Annotated in this window: 18 protein-coding genes; 7 read left to right on the top strand and 11 right to left on the bottom strand. The window is 47.1% G+C overall.

All coding sequences use genetic code 11. The annotated features are described in order from the left end of the window. Position 1: 1 nt before the first annotated feature. The 5 genes from MHI55_RS02590 to MHI55_RS02570 form a co-directional block, all read right to left on the bottom strand. On the bottom strand, positions 2-673 hold the full coding sequence (locus MHI55_RS02590) for a sulfite oxidase-like oxidoreductase (protein ID WP_340388655.1): 672 nt from the start codon (positions 671-673) through the stop codon (positions 2-4). A 47-nt stretch (positions 674-720) separates the two neighbouring features. Beyond that, on the bottom strand, positions 721-1,644 hold the full coding sequence (locus MHI55_RS02585) for an ABC transporter permease (RefSeq protein ID WP_017691011.1): 924 nt from the start codon (positions 1,642-1,644) through the stop codon (positions 721-723). Next, the gene (locus tag MHI55_RS02580; protein WP_036616697.1) at positions 1,628-2,695 is read right to left on the bottom strand and encodes an ABC transporter permease; all 1,068 of its coding nucleotides are present in this window, start codon (positions 2,693-2,695) and stop codon (positions 1,628-1,630) included. Before MHI55_RS02580 ends, MHI55_RS02585 begins: the two co-directional genes overlap by 17 nt. Beyond that, the gene (locus tag MHI55_RS02575; RefSeq protein ID WP_340388653.1) at positions 2,692-4,191 is read right to left on the bottom strand and encodes an ABC transporter ATP-binding protein; all 1,500 of its coding nucleotides are present in this window, start codon (positions 4,189-4,191) and stop codon (positions 2,692-2,694) included. The genes MHI55_RS02580 and MHI55_RS02575 overlap by 4 nt, the downstream gene beginning before the upstream one ends. A 200-nt stretch (positions 4,192-4,391) precedes the next feature. After that, positions 4,392-5,423, bottom strand: coding sequence for a BMP family protein (locus tag MHI55_RS02570; RefSeq protein WP_340388651.1), 1,032 nt, complete (start codon positions 5,421-5,423; stop codon positions 4,392-4,394). 276 nt (positions 5,424-5,699) lie between these two features. On the opposite strand from MHI55_RS02570, the gene MHI55_RS02565 reads away from it, so the two are divergent. The 3 genes from MHI55_RS02565 (at position 5,700) to MHI55_RS02555 (ending at position 10,097) form a co-directional block, all read left to right on the top strand. Continuing rightward, positions 5,700-7,121: a hypothetical protein gene (locus tag MHI55_RS02565; protein ID WP_340388649.1), complete on the top strand. Its 1,422-nt coding sequence runs from the start codon at positions 5,700-5,702 to the stop codon at positions 7,119-7,121. A 242-nt stretch (positions 7,122-7,363) separates the two neighbouring features. After that, positions 7,364-7,954 (top strand): DUF5317 domain-containing protein, encoded by a 591-nt coding sequence (locus MHI55_RS02560; protein WP_340388646.1) that lies wholly within the window; start codon positions 7,364-7,366, stop codon positions 7,952-7,954. Between the two features lie 310 nt (positions 7,955-8,264). Beyond that, complete coding sequence (locus MHI55_RS02555; RefSeq protein ID WP_047840385.1) at positions 8,265-10,097, top strand: diguanylate cyclase; 1,833 nt, start codon at positions 8,265-8,267, stop codon at positions 10,095-10,097. A 133-nt stretch (positions 10,098-10,230) separates the two neighbouring features. On the opposite strand, the gene MHI55_RS02550 is transcribed toward MHI55_RS02555, so the two are convergent. Continuing rightward, positions 10,231-10,398, bottom strand: coding sequence for a hypothetical protein (locus MHI55_RS02550; protein WP_017691019.1), 168 nt, complete (start codon positions 10,396-10,398; stop codon positions 10,231-10,233). A gap of 305 nt (positions 10,399-10,703) precedes the next feature. Here MHI55_RS02550 and MHI55_RS02545 point away from each other — a divergent pair, with 305 nt between their 5' ends. The 4 genes from MHI55_RS02545 (at position 10,704) to MHI55_RS02530 (ending at position 15,316) form a co-directional block, all read left to right on the top strand. Continuing rightward, a complete protein-coding gene (locus MHI55_RS02545; protein ID WP_340388643.1) occupies positions 10,704-11,534 on the top strand; it encodes a histidine kinase in 831 nt (276 codons plus the stop codon). A 1-nt stretch (position 11,535) separates the two neighbouring features. Beyond that, a complete protein-coding gene (locus tag MHI55_RS02540) occupies positions 11,536-12,192 on the top strand; it encodes a response regulator transcription factor (protein ID WP_036616682.1) in 657 nt (218 codons plus the stop codon). A 207-nt stretch (positions 12,193-12,399) separates the two neighbouring features. Then, positions 12,400-14,115, top strand: coding sequence for a copper resistance protein CopC (locus MHI55_RS02535; protein ID WP_340388641.1), 1,716 nt, complete (start codon positions 12,400-12,402; stop codon positions 14,113-14,115). A 424-nt stretch (positions 14,116-14,539) separates the two neighbouring features. After that, a complete protein-coding gene (locus MHI55_RS02530; RefSeq protein ID WP_340388639.1) occupies positions 14,540-15,316 on the top strand; it encodes a YcnI family protein in 777 nt (258 codons plus the stop codon). A gap of 227 nt (positions 15,317-15,543) precedes the next feature. Here the strand turns inward: MHI55_RS02530 and MHI55_RS02525 are convergent, their stop codons facing one another. From MHI55_RS02525 to MHI55_RS02505, 5 genes are all read right to left on the bottom strand, one after another. Then, on the bottom strand, positions 15,544-15,816 hold the full coding sequence (locus MHI55_RS02525; protein WP_017691024.1) for a hypothetical protein: 273 nt from the start codon (positions 15,814-15,816) through the stop codon (positions 15,544-15,546). A 56-nt stretch (positions 15,817-15,872) separates the two neighbouring features. Further along, the gene (locus MHI55_RS02520; protein WP_340388637.1) at positions 15,873-17,162 is read right to left on the bottom strand and encodes a hypothetical protein; all 1,290 of its coding nucleotides are present in this window, start codon (positions 17,160-17,162) and stop codon (positions 15,873-15,875) included. A gap of 31 nt (positions 17,163-17,193) precedes the next feature. After that, positions 17,194-17,475 (bottom strand): hypothetical protein, encoded by a 282-nt coding sequence (locus MHI55_RS02515; protein ID WP_017691026.1) that lies wholly within the window; start codon positions 17,473-17,475, stop codon positions 17,194-17,196. Between the two features lie 397 nt (positions 17,476-17,872). Continuing rightward, positions 17,873-20,089 (bottom strand): peptidase domain-containing ABC transporter, encoded by a 2,217-nt coding sequence (locus MHI55_RS02510; protein WP_339190153.1) that lies wholly within the window; start codon positions 20,087-20,089, stop codon positions 17,873-17,875. Next, complete coding sequence (locus MHI55_RS02505; protein WP_339190155.1) at positions 20,082-23,492, bottom strand: type 2 lanthipeptide synthetase LanM family protein; 3,411 nt, start codon at positions 23,490-23,492, stop codon at positions 20,082-20,084. The genes MHI55_RS02510 and MHI55_RS02505 overlap by 8 nt, the downstream gene beginning before the upstream one ends. Between the last annotated feature and the right edge of the window lie 46 nt (positions 23,493-23,538).

The raw sequence follows: 23,538 nt of genomic DNA, 5'->3' as shown, positions 1-23,538 counted from the left end.
ATCAATCAAACTCCTTCTTCGTCCACTCGTCTTCCGGAATCGGCAGATCTTCACCCGAGAAGCGTTGTTCCTTGAACGGATCGGCAAAATGGTGGAAACCATTCACTTCCCAGAATCCGTTCCGGTCTTCTGTCATAAACTCCAGACCACGTACCCACTTGGCACTCTTCCAGAAGTAAAGTTGTGGCACAACCATACGCAGTGGAAAACCATGCTTGGGTGTTAGTGGCTCACCGTTATATTTGAATGCGAGCAGTACATCATCATGCATCAATTCTTCGAGCGGTACATTTGTTTCATAATCATGATCTGCATGGATCATGACGTATTTTGCCTCTGGCTTAACCCCCAGAAGTTTCACAAAATCGGAAAAGCGTATACCTTCCCACGGCGTATCGAATTTCGACCAACGGGTAACACAGTGAATATCACTCACCGTGTTCACCTGTGGCATCGCCTGCAACTCAGCTAAGGAGAACACCTTCTCCTCTTCTACTTCACCGAATACCTTCAAGTCCCAGGTGGACAGGTCATATTCCGGCACTTCCCCTTCATGCAGAATCGGGAATTTCTCCGTCAGCATCTGTCCTGGCGGCAGCCGATCTCCGTGATCGTTACCTGTTTTGGGTGCCGGGGTTTTACTTTTTTTCAAACGTTCAGCCTTGTTATGCAAGTGGAATTCCTCCTTCTTTTACTGTCTCTAACATAGACATTCAGGAATTAACGCGAGCTTCCGCCCGCTTTCAGTGCATCCTGTGCATAGGTACGGTCTTTGAAAAAGAACATCGCGACCAGCGTCACAATATACGGCAGCATCAACGTGAAATGCGTTGGCAGGGAGAATCCTTGCAGACGAATACTCAATGCTTCCATGAAGCCAAACAGCACACTGGAGCCCATGACGCCAAGCGGATTCGCTTGTCCTAACATCGTTGCCACTAGCGCGATAAAACCACGACCAGCAGTCATGCCTTCGGTAAACATCGTTACCTGACCGAGTGACAACTGTGCTCCAGCCAGAGCACACAACACGCCGCACATCAGAACGGCACCATACTGGATGCCGCGTACCTTGATCCCGATGCTCTGTGCTGCAATCGGGTTTTCACCGACCGAGCGCAGACGGAAGCCGGACACACTTTTGAACAGATAAAATTGTAGTGCAATCACGAGCACAATACCGAGGTAAACCAGAGGACTATGTCCCGATATTACATCGCCGACCCACGGAATGTCCTTAATCAGCGGAATATCCCACTTGGGAAGTCCCACCATGTCTTTGTCGTAGTATGCACCTTTTACATCAAAAATCGCACGCAATGCAAAGGTCGTCACCCCCGCAGCCAGGAAGTTGAGCGATATCCCGACCACGATGGCGTTGGCCTTCAGATTAATGCTTATAAAGGCAAAGAGCGCTGAGAATAACATCACAATAATAATGGAAAAGAGTACAGCAAGCAGTACATTGCCAAACAGATAATTGCCGACAATCGCGGAGAATGCACCGATCAGCACCAGTCCTTCGAGACCGACGTTGAACAGACCGACACGAGAACATAAAGCCCCACCGAGCGCTGCAAGCAGGATTGGAGTCATAATCCGCAAGGTTGAGCCAAACATGGCTGCATCAAACAGTTGTTGCATTGGACTTTTTCTCCTTTCTCCGCTTCAGGAATGAATAACCGATCTGAGCTGATACAAATAACGTCAATACAGCCTGGATGACACTGCCAACTTCCAGCGGCACATCCGTATTCCGTTCCATCCCCATGGCACCCGTCTGTAGCGCAGCCAGCAAAATAGCTGCTACAGCTGTACCAAGTGGATGAGAGCGGGCAAGCAGCGTTGCCATAATGCCGCTCCATGCGTAACTTGCCGATGACAATGAGCCATCAAGGAAACGGTACTGTGTACCAAGCACTTCCCCCGCACCCGCGAGTCCAGCAAGTCCACCACTGATGACCATGGACAGCATCATCATGCGAATGCGGCGAACACCACCGTAGGTTGCAAAGGACGGGTTGCTGCCGAGCATGCGGATCTCGTAACCGGTCACCGTTTTATGCGTGAACCAGTAGATCAGAATGGCCGCTACAATGGCAATAATGAAGCCTGCATGCAGCCCCATGCCCTGGAACAACTTCGGCAACCAGATACTCTGGTCAATCATGGGTGTCTGAGCCATTGCTGCAGATCCTGTGCGGTCCTTAAATGGATAGGAGACCATGTAGCCCCCGAAATAAATGGCAATATAGTTAAGTAGTAAGGTTGTGATCAACAAGTTCATCCCGAAGCGTGCATCCAGCCAGCCTGCAAACAGGGACCAGATTCCCCCGGCAATAATACCTGCCACAATTGCAGCAATACACACAAACCAGCCTGGTCCTGGCAGATAGAGCGCCGTGAGCGCGGCACTAAGCCCGCCAAGAATCATCTGGCCTTCGGCTCCCATATTGAAGAATCCGGCACGGAATGCCAATGCTACGCCAAGTCCCGCCAAGATGATTGGTGTGGAACGAGCCAACGTATTGGTGAAGAAGTAGAAGTTACCGAAGGCCCCTTTCCACATCTCCGCATACGTATCCACCACATTACCGCCAACGATCAGAATCGCCACAGCCCCTGCAATCAGACCGATGAATACGGCAAGCAGCGGCTGGACGAGTCCACGAAGTGTTTCTTTTACCCGATTCATATCCGCTCTTTCCCTCCTGCCATTAACAAGCTGATCTGTTCCTCAGTTGCTTCCTCTGCTCTCAGTTCTCCGGCAATTTCGCCTTCATACATGACAATAATCCGATCAGATAATTGCAAAATTTCGGACAACTCCGATGAAATGAGCAGAATACCCGCGCCCTCGCTACGTTTGCGCTGCAATTCAGCATGTATCGTCTCCATTGCTCCGATATCCACACCACGTGTCGGTTCGGCTGCAATCAGAAACGGTGTATCCTGTGCAAATTCACGGGCAGCAATCAACTTCTGCAAGTTTCCTCCGGACAGAAACTGTGCCTTCGTTTCCGCAGAACCCGTCTTGATGCTGAACTGTTGGATCCAACTCTCTACCATTGTTCTTGCTGCTTTGGCTTTGATAATACCGCGTGACTGCAAGCGATGATGGTGTCCCATCAGCCCGTTCTCGCGAACACTCGCATCCTTGGCCGCTCCCCACATATAACGATCTTCCGGGATATGAGCAAGTCCATGCTCCCTTATGCGCCGTACAGGCCAGTTGGTTGTATCCTGCCCGGAGAGCACAACGCGACCACTATCCGCCTTACGCAGTCCAGCAATGACCTGAATCAGTTCCGACTGGCCGTTACCTGAGATGCCTGCTATGCCAACGACCTCACCTTTACGAACTTCCATATGGATGTCCTTGAGCGCCGAACGATCCTTCGCTCCGGACAGATTAACCCCTTCCACCTGAAGCACCGCTTCCGCTGGTACCGATGGCTGCTTGTCCATACGCACAAGTTCACGACCAACCATCAGACGGGATAACTCCTCCACATGTGTATCCTTGGCTTCCAACGTACCTGTCACCTGACCATCCCGAAGCACCGTGATCCGGTCGGCTACATCCATGACTTCTTGCAGCTTATGCGTGATCAGTACAAAGGTTTTGCCCAGCTTGGCGAGAGATTTCATGTTCGCCAGCAGTTCCTTCACTTCAAGCGGTGTCAGTACCGCCGAAGGTTCGTCCAATATAATGATGTCTGCGCCCTGATGCAGCACCTTAAGAATTTCAACACGCTGCTGCATGCCAAGCGGGCACTCGGACACTTTTTTCCACGGGTCAACCGGCATGCCATATTGTCTGCCAAGCTCGTTCACCTGAGCCGCTGCTTTTTTGCGGTCAAATGCGCCTGCCTTAGCCGGTTCGCGTCCAATCACGATGTTCTCCGCCACCGTAAAGGAAGGGAACAGCATGAAATGCTGATGCACCATACCGATGCCACTTGCCATCGCCTGGGACGGCGTGGCAAAGCTTACCTCACGTCCACGGACTTTGATAGTGCCTGACGTGGGCTGTTCCATACCGTACAGCATACGCATCAAGGTTGTTTTACCGGCCCCGTTCTCACCGACAAGGGCATGAATCTCTCCCTCACGCAAATTAAAACGGATGTCCCGGTTAGCGGTGAAGCCGCCATATTTCTTCGTAATCTGCTCCATCTCCAACAGCATATCTTGCGTTCGCTCCTCTCAGTTCAACTTAAAAAGGTTACACTCGCCACTACGATGACAGAATAACCTTCCGATCGCCGTTATCGTGTAAACGATAAGTTGAACATATACTGGTCATTTAATAGCAGCAAAACCGGCTGCCTGATCGGGCAGCCGGCTGATCATTTCCATCACTCATTCATTGAAAAGAACATTCAAAACTATTGTTGCAATGGATCTTTGACTACGATTTTGCCGGATACAATATCATCCTTGATTGCTTTAACCTTGTCGATCACTTCTTGTCCGACAAAAGCATTCAATGGAGATTCGCTGTCACGTGTAACGTACGTCAGGCCTACACCGTCTTCTTTCAAACCGTAGTTAACAGCGCCTGCTTTGAAGTTGCCTTCTACAAAATCTTTCACAGTCTCATAAGCAACCGTATCGGTTGACTTCAATTGAGACAATACGATATGTTCCGGGTCTTCAACTGTACGATCCGTATCCTGACCGGAAGTGTAGAAGCCTTTTTCCTTGGCTGCTTCGAACACGCCGAGATCCCCTACAGCGGATGCGCCAGCGATGAAGTCAGCGCCTTTGCCGAATTGTACCAGCGCCAATTCTTTTGCTTTGGCCGGGTCATTAAATCCACCTACATAGTTCACGAGGAATTCTGCACCCGGATTCACGGATTCCAATCCAGCTTTGAAACCTTCCGTATATTTCTTGATCAATGGTACATCCATTGCTGCGATCATGCCGACTTTGTCTGTTTTGGTGGACAATCCAACAGCTGCACCGAGCAGGTACGCCCCTTCATATTCACGGAAACCAACGCTACGAACGTTAGGAAGATCAACGGTTGTATCTACAATCGCAAAAGACTTGTCCGGATTCTCTGCTGCGACTTTCTTCAATGCATCTTCTGCCTGGAAAGTTGCTGTAATAATCAGATCATAATTCTCGGCAACCGCAGCACGCAGATTTTGTTCAAATGCTGCCGGGTCTGTCGATTCAATCGTCTTGGTATCTACTTTGAATTCTTCGCCTGCTTTTTTGAAACCTTCATCCATCTGTACAAAGAAAGGGTTAACCCCTATTTTTTCGGGAAGTACGAGGGCCATCCGAAGAGATTTCTCCGAATCACTGCCTTGGGCGGATTGTTCGTCTTTGGAAGCCGAATTCCCACAAGCTGCCAACAAAATAGCCAACATGATGATCGATAAGACGAACGATAAACCTCTTTTCATTTTGAAAATACCCCTTTTCAACATTCTTTTTTCTTATCCTAGCGGATACTGTCGATCCTTGTCAATAAATCTTTGAGCGTATACACTCAAATAGAATATAATTGACAATTCGCTTTCTACCAAGCTTTGGAAACCGTTCTGTATCAAGCTTTTTTTCGTTGACATCCAGCGCGTCTCCGTGCTAAAGTCAATCCAATTATTCTATTCTGATAGGAATTGTCAGAATTATAACCCAAAGCTAATTATTTTCCAACCCATTTTAAGGAGGCTATTCATTTGAAAAAAATCACCCAGATCACGTTGGCAGCCCTACTCGCCGCTCCGGTAACACTCGGCAGCCTTAGCTTGCCCGCTTCTGCTTCTGCAGCATCTGCAACTCCGGCTAAACCAACCACCTCACAAAGTGTCAAAGGACCGGTAGCTCAGGCGCCAGTTGCTTACACGGAAAGCGCAGCGGATTTTGCTCAATTCTTGCAAGCGAAATACAACATTCAATTGCCGCAACAGATTACCAAAGGTGATTTCATTCAAGCCATTGCAGCCATCACGGAAGCAACTCAAGCAAGTGACAGTGAAGCCAAAGCTCCTGTCTTTACCGATCTGTCTTCTGGTGATTCTTCATATGATGCTGCCGTATCCTTATACAATAATGGGGTTCTTACGGGTACAGAAGTACGTGCTAAGGATCAACTGAGCACTTATGCAGCGGTCTTCATCGCGGTGAAAGCAGCCGGATTCAAGGAACTGGCTTATACTTATCCTGCAGAGAAAACAGCCAAAGCGCTTGCCAAAGCTGGCATTAGCCCAAACCGTGTTCAGGGACAAGCCGCACAGGAGCTGGCTGCTGCGATCGATACAGGCCTGATTCCTGAAAGCCTATACCCCGCTCTCCTTAAGGGTGGCGTAGCAAGTAAAGATTTCGCTAATACTTTGCTTGGACGCGTACTGGTCAGTCAAGGGAAATACAAACATGAGATTGGGCGTTCCGGCGATGCGGATATCTATTCCAAACTGTATGCTGCATATCGCACAGCGGATCTGATCGAATCACCTGAGCTGAGAAAGATTGTGGATCAGGCGCTGCGAGATGATCTCGTAACAGGTTACAATCTGAAGGATAGCCGCTTTGATTCCAACTTTATCGATGAACTGACACTTACCTACGGCCACGATAATATTCAACATGCTGTACAGTTGGTTGGTTTGCTGCGTAGCGAAGGTATTGATGCTGATGTGCAATTCCAGCCGAAGACATCTGCCTTCATTTATTTGAAGGAATGGGGCGAGCCGAAGGAAACGCCTGATTATAAGGTGACACAGATCGATAACGGTAACTATATTGCTTCTGCGAAGGAATATGATATCCAGTTCGAGTTCAACAATGTGGCAGACAAAGTTCGCTTCAACGACATTGTGCTGAAATATGCCAAAAAGAACAGTGACAGTACATCTCCACTGATTCTCAGCTCCTGGTGGCAACCGCTGTATTATTCACCAACCGCATTGGCGAACTACCCTGTCATTTCCAATAATAAGATCGCGCTTGGCAATTACTACGCTCAGTCCTTCTCTCTGAAAGAGAATGCCAAATCCATTCGGGAAGGTTTCCTGAAACTGGCACCTGATGCGGACATTACGACGTATGACTTCTGGGTGGACCAGCCTTTCTTCAACTATCTGAACGGTGGATCTGAATAAAATAAATTCCGTCTTCAACCGAATCAAAGCTCGTATTTTGGCACCATAAGCAGCCGTCCTTACCGAATTTTACAGGGGTTTCGACCCCTAGATTCGTAAAGGCGGTTTTTTGTTCAGCATTTTGCAAATTTCTTCTACAAAATCATTTTCCTCATGCAGGAATTACCAATATAAGGTCGAATCCTTTATGTACACAAACACGCAATCATATTGCATATCTCCGCACGAACAGGAGTTACTCCATGGTATATGACGGTATTCTACTAGGCTTGATCGTTGGATTTTTTCGGGGCGGGTTGAGGCATGGGCTCAACCAGTTTGCAGCACTCAAGCTGCGAAGTGGCTGGATTTTCCCTGTATTGCTGCTAATCCAGTTCTTTATTTTCTATCTCCAGGAACGATTCGAATGGGTGGCATCCATTAATGGGTATCTCTTTGCTGCCGTCTACATTACAGGGCTCACTTTCCTGTGGCTCAACAGACACCATACCGGTTTCATGCTCATCTGGATTGGGGTATTTCTCAATTTTGCCGTTATGGCTGTAAACGGTGGGCGCATGCCTGTTTCTGTGGAAGCCTCCGCTGTACTGGGACCCTACTATGTAGACATGCTCCGGGAAGGCGGCGCCGTATCAAAGCATTTTATGATGGATGCATCTACAAATCTGCCTTTTCTCGGTGATATCATCCCACTCTCCAGCCCTTATCCACGGACTCAGGTCATCAGTATCGGTGATGTGGTCATGAATATTGGCATATTCCTTTTTATTCAATACATGATGGTGAATCGGGACAAAAAGGCTGTGCAACCTGCTAAAACTCATCAGGCTTGAAGAAAACAGGTAGACTCCAAGGAAGGGAGGTCTTCTCCATGAAAAAATTTGAAGGTGTGAAATATTCCCGCATTGTCATCAACGCAATCATCGTGGCTTCTGTCGTTGTAGCGTTAACTTCGGGATACAAGCTGGGCGGCTAGTATCCATACCACCCAACAAGACAAACAGGCTGCCAGCGGCCTGTTTTTTCTGTCTGGATTTTTGGCAGGCAACTTGGTATGTTATACATCTATATAGTATATCCCTATAGAAGAACACCCACTATATACACATCAAGATTAGACTAAACTCAAGCAGGAGATTTTTTATGAACTTTATTCGTAACCTTATCCATAAGGCAGATCGAAGCAGTATGTATGTTATTTTGCTTAGTTGTACCGGGATCGGTGTTTTTCTATACATGAACAAGTGGTCTTACCTTCATCTAACCACGGCGGATTGGGTTATGGTCTACACCATGCTGGGTGCGGCGTTAATTCTGGATTATTTCACGTTCCAGATTCCACCCAAAGGCAATCAGCAATCCATGGATTCATCGGTATACCTTGCCTGTATATTCATGTTTGGCGGAGCTTTCAGTTTATCCGTACTGCTTCCTGTCTCCATCATCCTGTTAATCAAAGAGCGTAAACTAACCTGGTGGAAACACATTGTTAATTTCAGCATCTACAGTCTCATGATTACGGGAGCAGCTGCCGTGTTTGAGTGGACTGGCGGGCAATCGGGAACTCTGGACGGCTATAACCTGATTCCTTATTTTGCAGCGCTCGCAGCCTACTTCATCATCAACACGATCACACTTGGCTTATTCTTTCATTTCTCAACAAAGGATGCATTACAGCAGATGAAGCGGGCATTCGTTACCGAATCCCTGCTGGTTTATCTGTGTACGCTGATTCTGGCGCTGGTCCTGACAATTCTGGTTGTGCACAATGGCGTACTTGGCCTGTTGTTGTATCTAAGTCTTAGCATTCTGCTCTCCCATGCATTCAGGCAGTTGTTCGTGATGTATCAGACGATTGAGGAAAAGGCCAACACGGATCAACGTACAGGTCTGTTCAACCATAGTTATTTCGAAAGCATGTTAGAAAGCGAACTGACTAACGCTCGAACGCAGGGAACCCCGCTCTGTCTGGGACTTATTGATATCGATGATTTCAAAAAGTATAACGATCGGTTTGGCCACCTTCAAGGTGACAGTCTGCTGGCCCTGCTGGGGGATTTTCTAATGCGAAAGACGGAAGGCACACCTGTTACCGCCTTTCGTTATGGAGGAGAAGAGTTCACTTTGCTCATGCCAGGCATGGAGTTGGACGAATCCTACAGGTTCATGAACAAGCTGCGTAAACAACTGAACGACACGCCGTTTGAAGGCGTTGAAGTGTTTCCACACGGTTGTCTCTCCTTCTCTGCTGGCGTCGCGCCCTATCAGGTGGATATGTATAACAAATCCCAGCTTGTGGATCAGGCGGATAAAGCACTATATTATGCGAAGAAACAGGGCAAGAACAACGTGCACCGCCACGGCAGCAATGATGGCATGGAACACGAGATTGATCTGGTACAGGACGTTCGTGACATCGAACAGCAGCTCAATCTGTTCAGATACAAAGATATGGATACGTTTAAACATTCCAAACGGGTCTACAAATATGCACTGGATATCAGTGAATTGCTCGCACTGGACAATGCGGAAAAACGTCGCTTCGTGCTGGGAGCACTGATTCATGACATCGGAAAACTGGAGATTCCTTGGTCCATTCTGAACAAAAAGGACAAGCTCACCGCAGAAGAATGGGAAACGATCAAAGGACATGTCACCTGGGGCAAAAAAATGGTGATCACGAACGATCGCTTCGCCGATCTGATTCCGTATATTGAACTTCACCACGAGCGCTATGATGGCAAAGGCTATCCTTACGGCCTGAAGGGTAACGAGATTCCCCGGCTCTGCCGGATGCTGACCGTGATTGACTCCTTTGATGCCATGACGACAGAGCGGCCGTATCAGGAAACCAAGAACATGGAAGAAGCCATTCGGGAGCTGCGCTCATGTTCGGGTTCACAGTTCGATCCGGAGCTTGCCGAGTTGTTCATTCAATATATTGAGAAAAGAACCGCTCAGCAACAGTTGCAGTAAAATAAACAGAACTTCTTCTATAAGCCCAGAAAAAGTAAAAGCGCTATCCCCGGTCTGATCGGAGATAGCGCCATTTTCATTTTCATGGAATGAATCGTACACCAGACAACTTCATTCTCGTGCAGATTCTACATTAAGATTTGGTATTCAGCTCATGTGAGGTCTGATGCAGCTCTTTAATCATCTGCTGCAAAAACATGTTGTCTTGGCGACTGATACCGTGCTGATTGTCTTGAACAAGCATCTGATGAATGTTCTTTTTGAGCAATTCACTGCGACGTTCCAATACTTCTTGACTCATGTTGTTGCGTCACTCCTTAACATGTTTTGTAATGAATTCACGTTCTATATTAAGTATAGAGGACCTTCTCCGATAGGGAAAACGGACTCAGCCTTCCTCAGCTGGACACACCAACCCTCACCTAGCGTGACAACATTTCACCCCTTGTCATTCTTAGATATCCTTCTAAATACTCTCTGATCCTCCCCAGCTTTCTCCAAAGACACAGACTAGGGTCTTGGACAAGCTTGGGTTATAATGATCCCATCCCTGTATAAATAAAGTACCTAATTAAGCTAATCCTAGATCAAAGGAGTTCTGCATTCATGTCCTATAAACAAATTAAATGGATGATTCTGCTGATCCCCACATTCACGGTTGGCATCTGGGAATACATTCGCCATCAGTTTCTGATGCCGTACCTTTCGATGGATGCTGGAAACTGGTTAACACCCGTCATCGTTTATCTCGTCAGCGTGACACTGCTCAGCCGATTGTTCCACATGCTCGAAGGTGCCAGGGCTGCTCTGGAGCAGGAACGTGCAGCAAAAGCAGCGCTGGAAGCTCGTGACCAATTGGCAAGAGAACTTCACGACGGCATATCTCAGTCTCTTTTCCTGCTCTCAGTGAAGACCAATAAAGCAGGCCGTAGTCTGGCAGGCAGCGGACATGAGCATGAGATCCAGGAGATTCAAAAAACCGTGCATGAAGTCAATACATATGTAAGGCAAGCCATTGCCCAGTTGCGTTTTGTTCCTTCCTCTACGGTAACATCAGAAATTATTTCACTGCATGCGCAGGTCGAAGTGCTCGTCAAGGAAACGGTACCTGGTGCACAGATTCATTGGGACCTCAAGGGTGTAACGTTCTCTGCCAAGGAACAAGTGGAACTGCTCGCTTGTATCCGGGAGGGACTACTGAATGTACGCAAACATGCGCAAGCTACCCGCGTTCAGGTTCACGCGGAAGGTAACCCAATTGCCTGGTTCATTTATATTCAGGATAATGGAAATGGACTAAGTGGAGATCCTCTTCATCTGAAGGATCGGTACGGACTGCGAATTACGAAGGAGCGTGCTGCCGAGATGGGTTGGTCTTTCACCCTCGATTCAAGACCGGGTCATACACGAATGACGATAGGAAAGGAGCATGCTTAATATGGAACATGTACGTGTATTGGTTGTTGATGATCATGCGCATGCGCGTGAAGCGATCTGTAGCATTTTATCCGAGGACAGCCTGTTTGAAGTGATTGGTACAGCTTCGAATGGCCAGGAAGCGCTGGAGCTCACCGGACAATGGATGCCCGACCTGATCCTGATGGACGTGCAGATGCCGGGCATGGATGGGCTGGAAGCCACCCGTCAGATCAAGCTGCGATTCCCTTATGTTATTGTTGTTATGGTCACGGTATCGGATGATGTGACGTTTCTGTTCGAAGCACTGAAACAAGGCGCTCAAGGCTATTTGCTCAAAAATCTAACGCCTTCCACCTGGCTTGAATACCTGCGCGCCATCGTCAGTGACGACGCACCGCTCAGTAAGGAACTGGCCTACCGGATTTTGCAGGAGTTCCCCGCACCACGCAGTGAAGATGTGCAAGATAACCCGCTAACGGCGCGGGAACTTGAGATTCTGCAATGGGTATCCGCGGGATATACCAATCGGGAGATTGCCGATCAACTCGGTATTTCAGACCAGACGGTGAAGAATCATCTCAAAAACATTTTGCAGAAGCTCCAGCTTGAAAACCGGGTACAACTCACCCGCTACGCACTAGAGAGCGGGCTTGCAGGACGTAAACTTCGCAAATAAACATTGTTAATTCGGAGTCAATGATGCTTCCGACATAGGTGAGAAATGACATAGCATTCATGCTTTTGTCACAATTATGTAGACCAAATCGTTTTTTTATAGCCCAATGTAGTCATACGCAGTCATTTTGGACAAAGTTATAATGGGTTAGATTGTGTTTAAGGACCATGAATGACTACAAATCTATAACCTGAGGGTGATGATTTTTTGATTTTTACACGCTTTACCCTGAAATGGAGCAAACGGCACTGGGCATTGGTCACCTGTCTGTTGCTCGTATGTTGCCTTGTTATGCCACAGTGGGCATCTGCCCATGCTTATATTGTTAAGGCTTCGCCAGGAGAAAATGAGATCCTCGTAGCTGCTCCCGAGCGGCTGACGCTGGAGTTCAACGAATCCTTGCAGACGGCCTTTTATGATATCAAAATTACCGGACCTGACGGCAATCAGGCAGACGATGGAAATGTAAAGATCGATGTGGATCGCCCTCATATTCTGGAGACTGGCCTGCAGGCTGGACTCGGGAACGGGACTTATGCCGTTAACTGGAAAGCTGTATCTGCCGATGGACACCCAATTCAAGGGGCGTATGTTTTCCATATCGGTGAACCATCCGGTTCTCCTGCCGGACTGAGTGATCTTACATCCGGTTCTGGTTCAACAGGTGGGCCGCTGAAATGGATTGTATCCCTGACAGACTGGATTCAGTATCTCGGATTGTCTGTCATTCTGGGGACACTTGCATTCTTACTGCTGCGAATCGCACCAGCATCCATGACAAGAGAACCTATGGACGTTCCAGGCAGCTACAGATTGTTATGGATCAGTTATGCTGCTGCTTCCTTTGCCGCTCTGGTCAGCCTGCCACTGAATACGTTATATGAATCTGGTGTGGCTCTGAACGAACTAAGCTGGGCACTGATCGGAAGTGCGCTCAAGCTGACATCCTTTGGTCAGATCTGGATGTTACAAATACTCATTGTAATGTTGCTGGCCGTCACGATTCTCTCCGGATATGATCGCGATCGATCCATCCGTGCTCGCATCTGGTCTTCCTATGGCTCACTTGTGCTCGTGCTTGGATGGCTGTTCACGCATGCCATGACGGGACATCCGGCTGCGGCGGATCAACGTGCTCTCGCGATTGCCATGGACTTCGTGCATCTGATCGGTGCCGCTTTCTGGATTGGCGCACTAACTGCCATGGCGATATGTTTGCCTCCACTGGCGGATAAGCTGCCATCGAAGGTGCGAGGAGAGGTCTACTGGGTTGCTATTCGCAGGTTTACCGCCTGGGGAATTGGCGCCGTAGCCGCTCTGGTTGCTACAGGGATATACAGCAGTCTGATTATTCTACCAGCACCTGTGCTGACTTCCTTGTTCACTACAGCTTATGGCCTTGTCCTGATCGGCAAGATCGTCCTGCTTATTTTAATGCTTGTCTTCGCCTGGCGTCATGCTAGATTGGCAAGAGCAGCAACGGGTAGCAGATTATCCGGCAGCCTGAAAGCCGAGCTTGCCACCGGTGCTGTGATTCTCGCTCTGGCTGCCGTACTGACACACCTGTCTCCAGGACAACCCGCTGCGGTCGGACCGTATCAGGAGACAAAAACTACAGAAGACGGCTCGGCGATCACACTTCAGGTGAGTCCCAATATAACGGGAGAGAACCAATTCGAAGTTGATGTGAAACGGGCAGATGGAAGTATCGTTAACGATCTGGAACAGATCACACTGTCACTCACACATCTGGACATGGATATGGGGATCTATGAGATTACCATTCCGAAAAATGATACCGGTGTGTACAAGGCTGAAGATTACATCTCCATGCCTGGACGTTGGAATATCAGGGTTCATCTCCTGACCAAAACGTTGGATGCACTGGATGCCGAATTTGAGATCGACACCGCCAAGCCATAGTTACACAACGTTTATATTGAAAAGTGACCCAATCTAAAATTAGTGTTTCTACAAACTGCAAATGTAATGAAGGGAACGAAATTGATTCTGGAGAAGCGAAGCTAAAAGCTTTCTGATCTACACGAGAACGGAGAGGACAGAAATAGCGTGAAGAAGCGAGGCGTTCGCCTAAAAGCTTTCTGAAAGAAAGCTGCTTCGGAAGCAAATGCTATCCCCGGATTTTACCCTTTAAGAAAAGGGAATCAAAAAATCTGGGGATAACAGCGATCGGAAGGTTATTCTGTCATCGAAGTAGCAAGTGTAATCTGCTTTTAATCACTCGAAAGAACAATTCGTAACCGAAACGGCCTTTGCAGAACGTAGACACTCATTTAAGAAAATGGGCCGAATCATATATGATAAGAACTGAGAGGGGTTATTTATTTTGAAGAAAACATCATGGATTTCCAAACTAACATCCACTATCGCAACAGGTACCGCAGCATTCATGTTATTCGCCGGATTCGCTAGCGCTCATGTTACCGTTAGCCCATCCGTTGCACAGACAAGTGCATGGCAGACGTACACCATTAAGATTCCATCCGAGAAAGAACTGCCTACAACCAAAATCACCATGAAAGTTCCGGAAGGTGTTGCATTCAAGCAATATCAACCACTGGCAGGCTGGAAAATCACCACAGAGAAGAACGATTCCAATGAAGTAACATCAATTACGTGGGAGATTGACGGCGATAACGAAGGCATTCTGGCAGGACAATTCCAGCAGTTCAACTTCGTTGCACAGAACCCTAAGGCGGAAGCTGAAGTAGCTTGGGATGCATTCCAATACTACAGCGATGGCAGCATCGTAGAATGGACAGGGCAACCAAGTGATGCCAACCCGCACAGTATCACAACGATTAGCGAAGATCCGGCTGTTGCTGGTAATGCTGCGGCAGGTGGAGGTCATGCCAACGATGGACATGATAGTGCAGGTACAGAAGGCGCCACTGGAGATAATGCAGCTACCGACGATAGCAAAGCAAACGATGACACCACGCTGGGCGATGCACTCAATGACACCGTTACAGGTGAACCAAACAACACGGATACAGACCCGGGTACGCTGAAGCTTCAACAAGCAACATTGATCGTATCCATTCTGGCCCTGATCTTGTCCTTCTTGGGGATTGCGTTGGCTACACGTCGCAAAAAACGTTAAGAACTAACTTACAGTTTTACGAAAACCTGAGAAAAATTCAGATAACAAAAAGCCTATGGCATACGGGTTCAAACCCGATATGCCGTAGGCTTTTTAGCTATCATCATTTTGATTGGCTACCCATGTTCTTTACAATCCGTGGTTAAGGCACTAATCATGCCGCTCCACGGTCACACTCTTATCCACGCTGATTACCATCCGCAATTTGGCATCAGCCTTACCACCCTTTAGCGTTCCTGATCCGTCTGGATCATGATCTCAATGTATTGCAGCAAGCTTTTCTTCTGCTGTTCAATGGATTGAATACGTCTGGACAGGCCCGCAAAAAACTCTTCAATCTGCTGTCTTGTATGATCTGCGGACTGGCCTTTCCAATCGTTCAAGCGACTATATAGCGCCCGCGCTTCCTGTTCATCGGCTTGCAGACGGGCAAGCAGCTGTGTCAGTTCTTTTTCCGCAATCCGAAGATCATTCAATTCCACCAGCAATTGTCCACCCACTCGTGTTCCCCTCCCCTATGTACGTGATATCAACGCTAGCCACCCAGAAATCCTAATTAAAAATGAACCGGACTCTCGTCAGCCTGCCGGAAAGCATCCGCCTTCTCATCAATAAAGTTCAGGAACTGGCTGGTGTGTTTCATATGCCATGTGCCAAGTTCATGAATGGATGCGTCCAATTGGGTGACAATTGGCTCCAGTCTGCGACTGCGACTCGTATGCAGATATTGGGCCATGCGGGTTCGCACCTGATTCAGCTCCGCATTGCATTGTTGTGCATTTTGCTTCCACCGTGAAGCGACACTTTTCAGTTCTTCCGGCGTTACCTGAATTAGTCCGGAAGCTCCCCCCACTGAGCCAACACCTGCAACCATCTTGCTAGTCTGCACACCAAAGCTACGCATAACATCCGCAAGCTCCGTCATGATATTGGAAGGTTCACGGGGAGTTTTATTGATTTTCTCACCAGTGGTAGGGTCGTATAGATCATTGGAAATATAACCATTCTCGAACTGATACTGCTTCAGGTCGTGGTATTCCTTCCCACCAAAGGTGTTACCCATCTTATCTCCCATGCTCATGTTGTCATTCATGTCCTTGTAATTAGAGTTGATGTAATACATGGAACCAACATGACGATCATAGCCACCAAAGAATCCACTGGCAACAAAGTCACCCGGGTGACCAAAGTTTACGATCTGATTATCGAATCCACCCTCTTCTGCCTTGCGTTTCAGTGATGGAGTCAAGCTGGATATTACAGATGGCGCACTAAAGGTTACTGCCGTCATTCCCGTATGCGCTGCTGCATACTGAGCATTTCCGCCGCCTAATGAATGCCCTGTCAGAGAGAAGTCCAAATTCTTGTATTTGTTCTGCATATCCTTCGCGTAGTCTTCTGCTTCGTACATTTGATTTGGAAAAGGATTCAGCTTTTTATCAATCTGTCTATCCAGCTCACCCACCGCATTATCCAAATGAGTCAGCCCGGTGACGTCTTTTACCTTTTGAATTCCACCTGATAACCAATCGGGTGTGAAATCGGTAGATTGTTCAATTTTTCTGCCCAGTTCGGGGATCGCAATCTGACCATCCGCCAGAAAATCAGGCCCTTTACGATCCCATCCGGCACTTCCTTCTGTTCCTCGGTAAGAAATGACCGCCTGCCCCGTTTCCGGATTGTAAAAAGTCACTGCGTCAAACCCGGAATAACCGTTGCCATGCGTATCCTCAAGCACTTGCCAGCCTGGTAGATTCGCATATTCAGTACCTGCTTTGGCATTTTCATAAGCCAGTTCCGACATCAGACGGTATGTTTCATCATCAATTCTTGGTGTATCCCCCATGTTATGTTCACCTCCCAAAATTCAATACAATCTACTTGGCAAAAGGATCGTAGCCTTTCTCAATGATGGCTGCCTTGATGGCAGGGCTCATTCCAAAATTTTTGATTTTTTTATCATTATAGTCATAGGAAATAGTGAACTCCTGATCCTCCTGCTCTACTACATGCCCTTCCATTGCAATCGAGTCCAGTGCCATTTCGGGTAGCAACTCCTTGCTTGTAATGACAACGTTCATCTCATACTTGTCTTTGAAATATTTGACCGCTTTTGCTTCTGCTTCTTGAAAAAGTGCCTGTTTCTCACTTTCTTTCATGTTCTGACAGCCTCCCAAAATAAAGATAGATAGCACAATTAGTAAGAATACACATACCTTTTTTTGTATTGGCCTCATACCAATCACCTTCTTCTTATGATTTCAATGTATATGTGCACCCAATGAATCAGGATCATTCACCCATGCCTTCTGCTTCTGTTAACTGAATCATAGTACAAAATCAACATGACCACATCGGCTGAGAGCATCGTTTTTATGTATCTTTCTTCCTAATATGATTCATACGCGTGTTCGCGTGTATATTACCCGATTTCCTGAATTTTGCATCAGTTTAGCTTCTCGGATTTTCCATATATAACAAAAAAGCATTCTCTTCAACACATATTGTGTAGAAAAGAAAGCCTTTTGTCTTCCGTCAACATCATCCTCACTAGCCTCATCCATACTGTCTGGCCCCGGTTTCGTCCAGTTGTTCACACACGAGATCATTGTAGGATTTACATCGTCCAATCAATTCATCATGTGTTCCAGCATCCACGAGTACACCCTGATCCAGTACATATATGGTGTCCGCGCTTCGAATGGTACTGAGTCTGTGAGCAATGATAATCTGGGTGCATTTCAACATATTCAGATTATGGGCAATCGTCGCTTCTGTAACAGTATCCAAAGCACTAGTTGCCTCATCCAACAGAAGAACTTTGGGTCTGCTTACCAATGCTCGCGCGAGAGCGACACGTTGCTTCTGCCCTCCAGACAGATTCGAACCCGCTTCAGAGATCAGTGTGTTATACTTCATTGGCATCTTCTCAATATCGTCATGAATATCCGCCAGCTTCGCTGCGAACATTACATCCTCCAGCGTTGAACCCTCTGCATGTAGCCTGATGTTGTCATACACGGTGTTGTTAAACACAAAGTTATCCTGAAGCACGATACTGATCTGGCTGCGAATATCCTGCTGCTCCAGTTCTTCTACAACCACGCCGTCAAAATAGATATTACCCTGTGTGGGCGTATACAGCCCTACCAGCAATTTCGCCAAGGTACTCTTTCCTGAGCCTGATTTGCCAACCAGAGCGACCCTTTGCCCTGCTTTAATCGTAATATTAATATTTTTCAGCACATCTTCCCCGTAGTCGGTATACCTGAAACTGACCTGATCAATTGTAATATCCCCATTCAGCTTTACATCTCGGAGGGTCGGTGTTTTCTTCTTGAATTTATTACTTTCCTCGGCTTGAATGACATCATAGATTCGATCCAGTAGCGCATCCGCCATCACGAACTCGTTCAGCATCAAAGCAAGCGAGTTCAGCGGCCCCAGAAACAGCGCGGCCAGGGACTGGAATGAAACGAGCATACCAAGTGTCATATTCCCCTGCATAATCTGATATAGTCCCACCAGCAGAATGAGCATCGGAGTCATAAAACTCAGCGTATTCGTCACGGTATTTACTCTTGTCTGAAAAATAGCTTTTTCCTTGACCGTTGCGAGCTGACGCATGAATAGTGCTCTCCATTTTTCCCCGGTACGCTCTTCAATCCCAAGTGATTTGATGGTCGAGATGCCTTCCAACACTTCCGTCATGAATGATCCAGCCAAACTTTGGGCAACAATTTGGGTCTGTGTCAGTTTCTTAAATCTGCTACGTGTGTATACAAAAACAAGAATTTGAACCAGTCCAACACCAAGCAGTGTAAAAGCGATCAAACGGGACTGGATTACAATATACGTGAAGGTCACAACAATTAAAAATAGATTGATCAGCGTAGAGATCATCTTCTGGGATAATATCTCTCGAATGGTCGTATTGCTATTAATCCGCAGCATCAAATCCCCACGCGAACGAATTTCAAAATATTGATAAGGCAGTTTGAGCATATGAGAGACAAAGTTTGTCGTCAGTTGGGAATCCAACAATTCCTGAAGCCGTACGATGCACATATCCTTCATATAACTGAAACCGATCTGAAATAGGGTTAACAGCACAATGCTGGTGATCAGGACAGGAAATAACGAGTAGCCCTCACCGTTAGTGGCCGCATCAATCGAAACCTGCATCAAGAACGGAAAGGCCACCGAAACCAATTGCAGCCCCAGAGCAAGTAGAACGGTCCAACCAAAATATTTTTTGTTACTGCGAATCAAATCCTTGAAGTACGCCACTTTACTAATCTTTTTCTCGGACAAGGGTACAAAGCCCTCATCCGGATATACGAGCAAAAAAATACCTGAATATTTCTCCGCAAACTCCTGCGTACTGATAACCAGCCTTCCCAAAGCCGGATCAACAATAATGAAGTGCCCACTCGTCTTGATCCGCTCAAGCACGACAAAATGATTGTCCTCCCAGAAACAAATGACTGGCAGAAAATCATTGTTAAGTGATTCAACAGGCGCTTTTTTGGCTATCCCTTTCAAGTGATAGGTCTGAGCAACCTCTTTCATTTTGAGCATGGAGCTACCATCCCTGCCGTTTCCCAGCATTGCAAAACGTTCCCTCAGATCGGTGAAATCAGCTTCATAGCCATGATATGCAAGTAACATGTGCAAGCAACTGGGACCACAATCATATTGATTCATTTGCAGTTTGACAGGGATTTTGCGTTGTCTCTTCCGGCGCAGACGGAATACAGGCCGTTCAGGCATGATGCTGCCCCATATGGGATGACTGCTCCATAGTAGTCATCTGCTGCTGAGCGGACGCCGTTTCCATAGCGTATGTCTGAGCCATATCCCTTATCCCCTTGCCCTTTGGTCCTTCCATCATCAGTACTGAAGGCAGGTCACGATTGTACAGTCGGAGCAATTGATATCCAATTCCGGCAAGCCCTAGCATCAGTCCTGGGATTTGCTGACGACCCGGAATGCCGCATCTCCAATGATGGTTATCACGTCTCACCTGTGTCACAATGTAATTTGCCATCTGAACCGAGAACTCCTTCAACTCTTCATCCTGCAAGTAATCGGCTGCGAGAAGGAACAGCTCCAGATTGCCCATATCCCCATGGCAGAGCGAATAGCTAACTTCTGTAAACCCTTCTTCCATCGTCTTGGCTAACGCCCTGCGGATATCTGTTTCTATCGTATCCATAGCTCCCAATGACCTCAATTGCTGCGCTATCCCTACGCGGGCGATCCCTAGACCGGGTGCGCCATTACACCAGTACATAACATAGTGTTCTTCCGGCATGTTGCCATCGGTGAACCGCAGATCTTTCCAATTGTTTACTTCAGGGCTGTAGAGGGCTTCCTCATACTTCAGTCCTTCCATACAAGTTTCAAGATAGGCTTTGTTGCCTGTAGCACTGTATAGACGAGCCAGACTCAGACAGATACCTGCGTTGCCATGTGCAATACCGCTAAGTGGCGTTTTATTGATCGCTGACGTCACCCAAGCCATACCTTGATCCATCGGCTGGGCAAGATCCAGCAATCGGTCTGCGCATCGCACAGCCACATCCAGCGCTTTTTGCGATTTGAAGCTCGTATACATGTCCACACATGCCATCAATGTGCCCGCACAACCTGAGATCACATCCAATTGCTGATCACTATCAATCATATCGTCCAAGATATCGAGTAATTCCAGTGTATCCGGGTTGATCCCCGGCTCGGAACATACGTTAGCTTTATGCACCAGCAGATAGAGAAGCGACCCGTAGCCAGTGAACAATGAGATGTTTTTGTCGATGTTTTTGCGAATCATTTCCCAGGCAGTCTGAATGCACAGATTAACCATCTGCATATATTTGTGGTCACCTGTCTCCTGACTCAGATACAGATAGAAATAGGCAATACCGGTTACCCCGTTATATAACCCCAACTCGGAAGATTTGTAGATCAGCTTCTCGTCTGCATCCATACCCATACTGATCCATGACACCGAAAGACCTTCATCTCCCATAATAGCAATATCTTTTATGTACTCCCCAATCCTCACGGCTTCTTGCAAATATTCTTCTTTGGTCATGTGTATTTGATGTTCATTCAATATTTCCGGTCGGACGCTTTCCGTGCTTTTCTCCATGGCGAATGAGCGTTCCAGGACATATTTAGTCTGAATTGTACGCTCGGTAAACTCCCATTGCATATCCATGTCTTTGGGATTCATCGCCCGCACTTTATCCGCGGTCTGCGTTAAAATATCAGAGGAAAACACGCCGTCAATCGCTTGGTTGTCGTAGTGGTGGAACAACATTTGCTCACCGATAAACGTCTGGAACATGGGTACATCGCCGTGCAATAGATCATGGCACTCATATCTCACCAGTTTTTCACGATCACGATCCTGCCGTACAATCATCCACATCATGTCGAACAACAGATTCTTATCCAACCCGTCTCTGAGATATTTCGGATGGGAACTGGCTTCAATCAGCGTAAAATACGTAACGGTCGGACGAACAATGGTACGTACAGCACAACCATGGAAGTCATTGCGGACTGTTGAGATAAATGACTCCTTTTGCTTCATAATAGCACTGTATATGCGATAGAAACCCTCCTTCAAACTTTGGATATATCGCTCAGGTTTAATGGGTGTATGTTCATATGAAGGCAAATGACTAAATCGACTCACACTCACCTTGCTTCGTTGGATTCTCATGGTATCGGTGTTTTTATCATGAATCTCATACGTATTGAGTACCTGATTAACATCCCCTGCAAGTCCGCTCAGATCACTGTGATACAAAGCGTTGGAATCCAACGTTGGTAACATGCTCGTTTTTAACACGGAATCATTCAATATCGAAAGGGTCTTCTCCAGCGCTGTATAGTGTGCCTTCTCCTCCTCATATTTGAAAGGTTGATTATGCAACAGTGATTCCAGATCAACGAAGAAGGGATGCTCGCCCTGAGCAACAATGTTCTCCATATGCATGTCTGTTGCATTAACGGCATACAAAATAGCGAGATACTGCCCCTGCCGTTCAAAAAAGCGTTCCGCTCCCTCCAGACTGGTGACTTCCTCATAGGGAATGAATTGCTGCCAGCCATATTCGGCGCGATCCAGCGATTTGGCAATACGGAAGGGTAATCCTATTCGCTGATCGTTAAACCATTGCAACAGACTGGCAAAAGCGGTGTCGATGGCCATGTTCCTAGGTTTGTACATGACATTGACCCCTTCGGCAAATGCCAACCGCAATACACTAGCTCCACCGTTATGGGAATCCCCGAGAAATACGATATCCTCCAGCTTATCCAGCTTGAAATCAAAAAAAGATTCCAGTTCACGACGATCTCTTGTCAGCCGCTCCAGAACACGCATCATATTCAGACTGATCCGAAGAGTGTGCTCGACAAGTCCTCGTGCAAGAACAGGATATTCCAGTAGTAAGGAGAGAATCTGATCTCTGGACTGCATGTTCTGGTTCACAAAGTGCAGATACCGCTGCCGGGAATCGTCACCTCTCAATTCATCTTGCAATCTCGCTTTATTTAATTCATAGATTAGTGTCTTGGCAGACATGTGGAACACTTTATCCGAGACGGTCTTCAGAACAAGCCCAGTAACACGTCGTTTGTCCAGCCATTCATATCCATCATTCAAGCCGTCCGTCATGATCTGAATGGATCGTTGCAGGAAGGGTCTAGAAAACTCAAAGAACGGGATTTCTTCCGTATTCCCCTCAATAAAATATTCGATCTCCAAATGCTCATTCTCCAGAAATGTGCTGCAGAGTTCCTGATGCCAAGGCATCTGCACAAAGTCGTACATGAAGCCTGTATCGTTAAACATAGCCTGCACCGTCTCCATATTCATGGATTCAGCCCGGAAGCGATTGGACAATAGCTCCTGGTCTTGAAAAAACTTTTCAAGCCATTTCTGCATCCTTTCCGACTCGGAAGTGTACTCCACAGGCATGTCCCCATGCTGAACGTCAGCAGTTATATTTTTTTCATTTATATCAACAGCAATTTCCTCGCTAAATAAGAGATCATTGGGAACTTGGGCAGCATATCGCTGCACAAACTGCTTGTATTTCTCCGTTAAGTAGAGTGCATCACTCCACCGGGAGTCATGTAACCGCTCCTGTATGTTCATCGTTTTATCTCCCCTTCTATTGGATGGTTCGTGCCCAAAACCTCAT

The organism is Paenibacillus sp. FSL E2-0151 (assembly GCF_037993015.1).
In the GTDB taxonomy this organism is placed as follows: Bacteria; Bacillota; Bacilli; order Paenibacillales; family Paenibacillaceae; genus Paenibacillus; species Paenibacillus amylolyticus.
This window is presented reverse-complemented; position numbering and strand designations above follow the sequence as displayed.

Coding starts and splice junctions, on each gene's coding strand:
- MHI55_RS02555 (WP_047840385.1), top strand. CDS start 8,265: ATGAACTTTATTCGTAACCTTATCCATAAGGCAGATCGAAGCAGTATG.
- MHI55_RS02570 (WP_340388651.1), bottom strand. CDS start 5,423: ATGAAAAGAGGTTTATCGTTCGTCTTATCGATCATCATGTTGGCTATT.
- MHI55_RS02540 (WP_036616682.1), top strand. CDS start 11,536: ATGGAACATGTACGTGTATTGGTTGTTGATGATCATGCGCATGCGCGT.
- MHI55_RS02585 (WP_017691011.1), bottom strand. CDS start 1,644: ATGCAACAACTGTTTGATGCAGCCATGTTTGGCTCAACCTTGCGGATT.
- MHI55_RS02580 (WP_036616697.1), bottom strand. CDS start 2,695: ATGAATCGGGTAAAAGAAACACTTCGTGGACTCGTCCAGCCGCTGCTT.
- MHI55_RS02515 (WP_017691026.1), bottom strand. CDS start 17,475: ATGAAAGAAAGTGAGAAACAGGCACTTTTTCAAGAAGCAGAAGCAAAA.
- MHI55_RS02510 (WP_339190153.1), bottom strand. CDS start 20,089: ATGCCTGAACGGCCTGTATTCCGTCTGCGCCGGAAGAGACAACGCAAA.
- MHI55_RS02520 (WP_340388637.1), bottom strand. CDS start 17,162: ATGGGGGATACACCAAGAATTGATGATGAAACATACCGTCTGATGTCG.
- MHI55_RS02575 (WP_340388653.1), bottom strand. CDS start 4,191: ATGCTGTTGGAGATGGAGCAGATTACGAAGAAATATGGCGGCTTCACC.
- MHI55_RS02505 (WP_339190155.1), bottom strand. CDS start 23,492: ATGAACATACAGGAGCGGTTACATGACTCCCGGTGGAGTGATGCACTC.
- MHI55_RS02560 (WP_340388646.1), top strand. CDS start 7,364: ATGGTATATGACGGTATTCTACTAGGCTTGATCGTTGGATTTTTTCGG.
- MHI55_RS02550 (WP_017691019.1), bottom strand. CDS start 10,398: ATGAGTCAAGAAGTATTGGAACGTCGCAGTGAATTGCTCAAAAAGAAC.
- MHI55_RS02545 (WP_340388643.1), top strand. CDS start 10,704: ATGTCCTATAAACAAATTAAATGGATGATTCTGCTGATCCCCACATTC.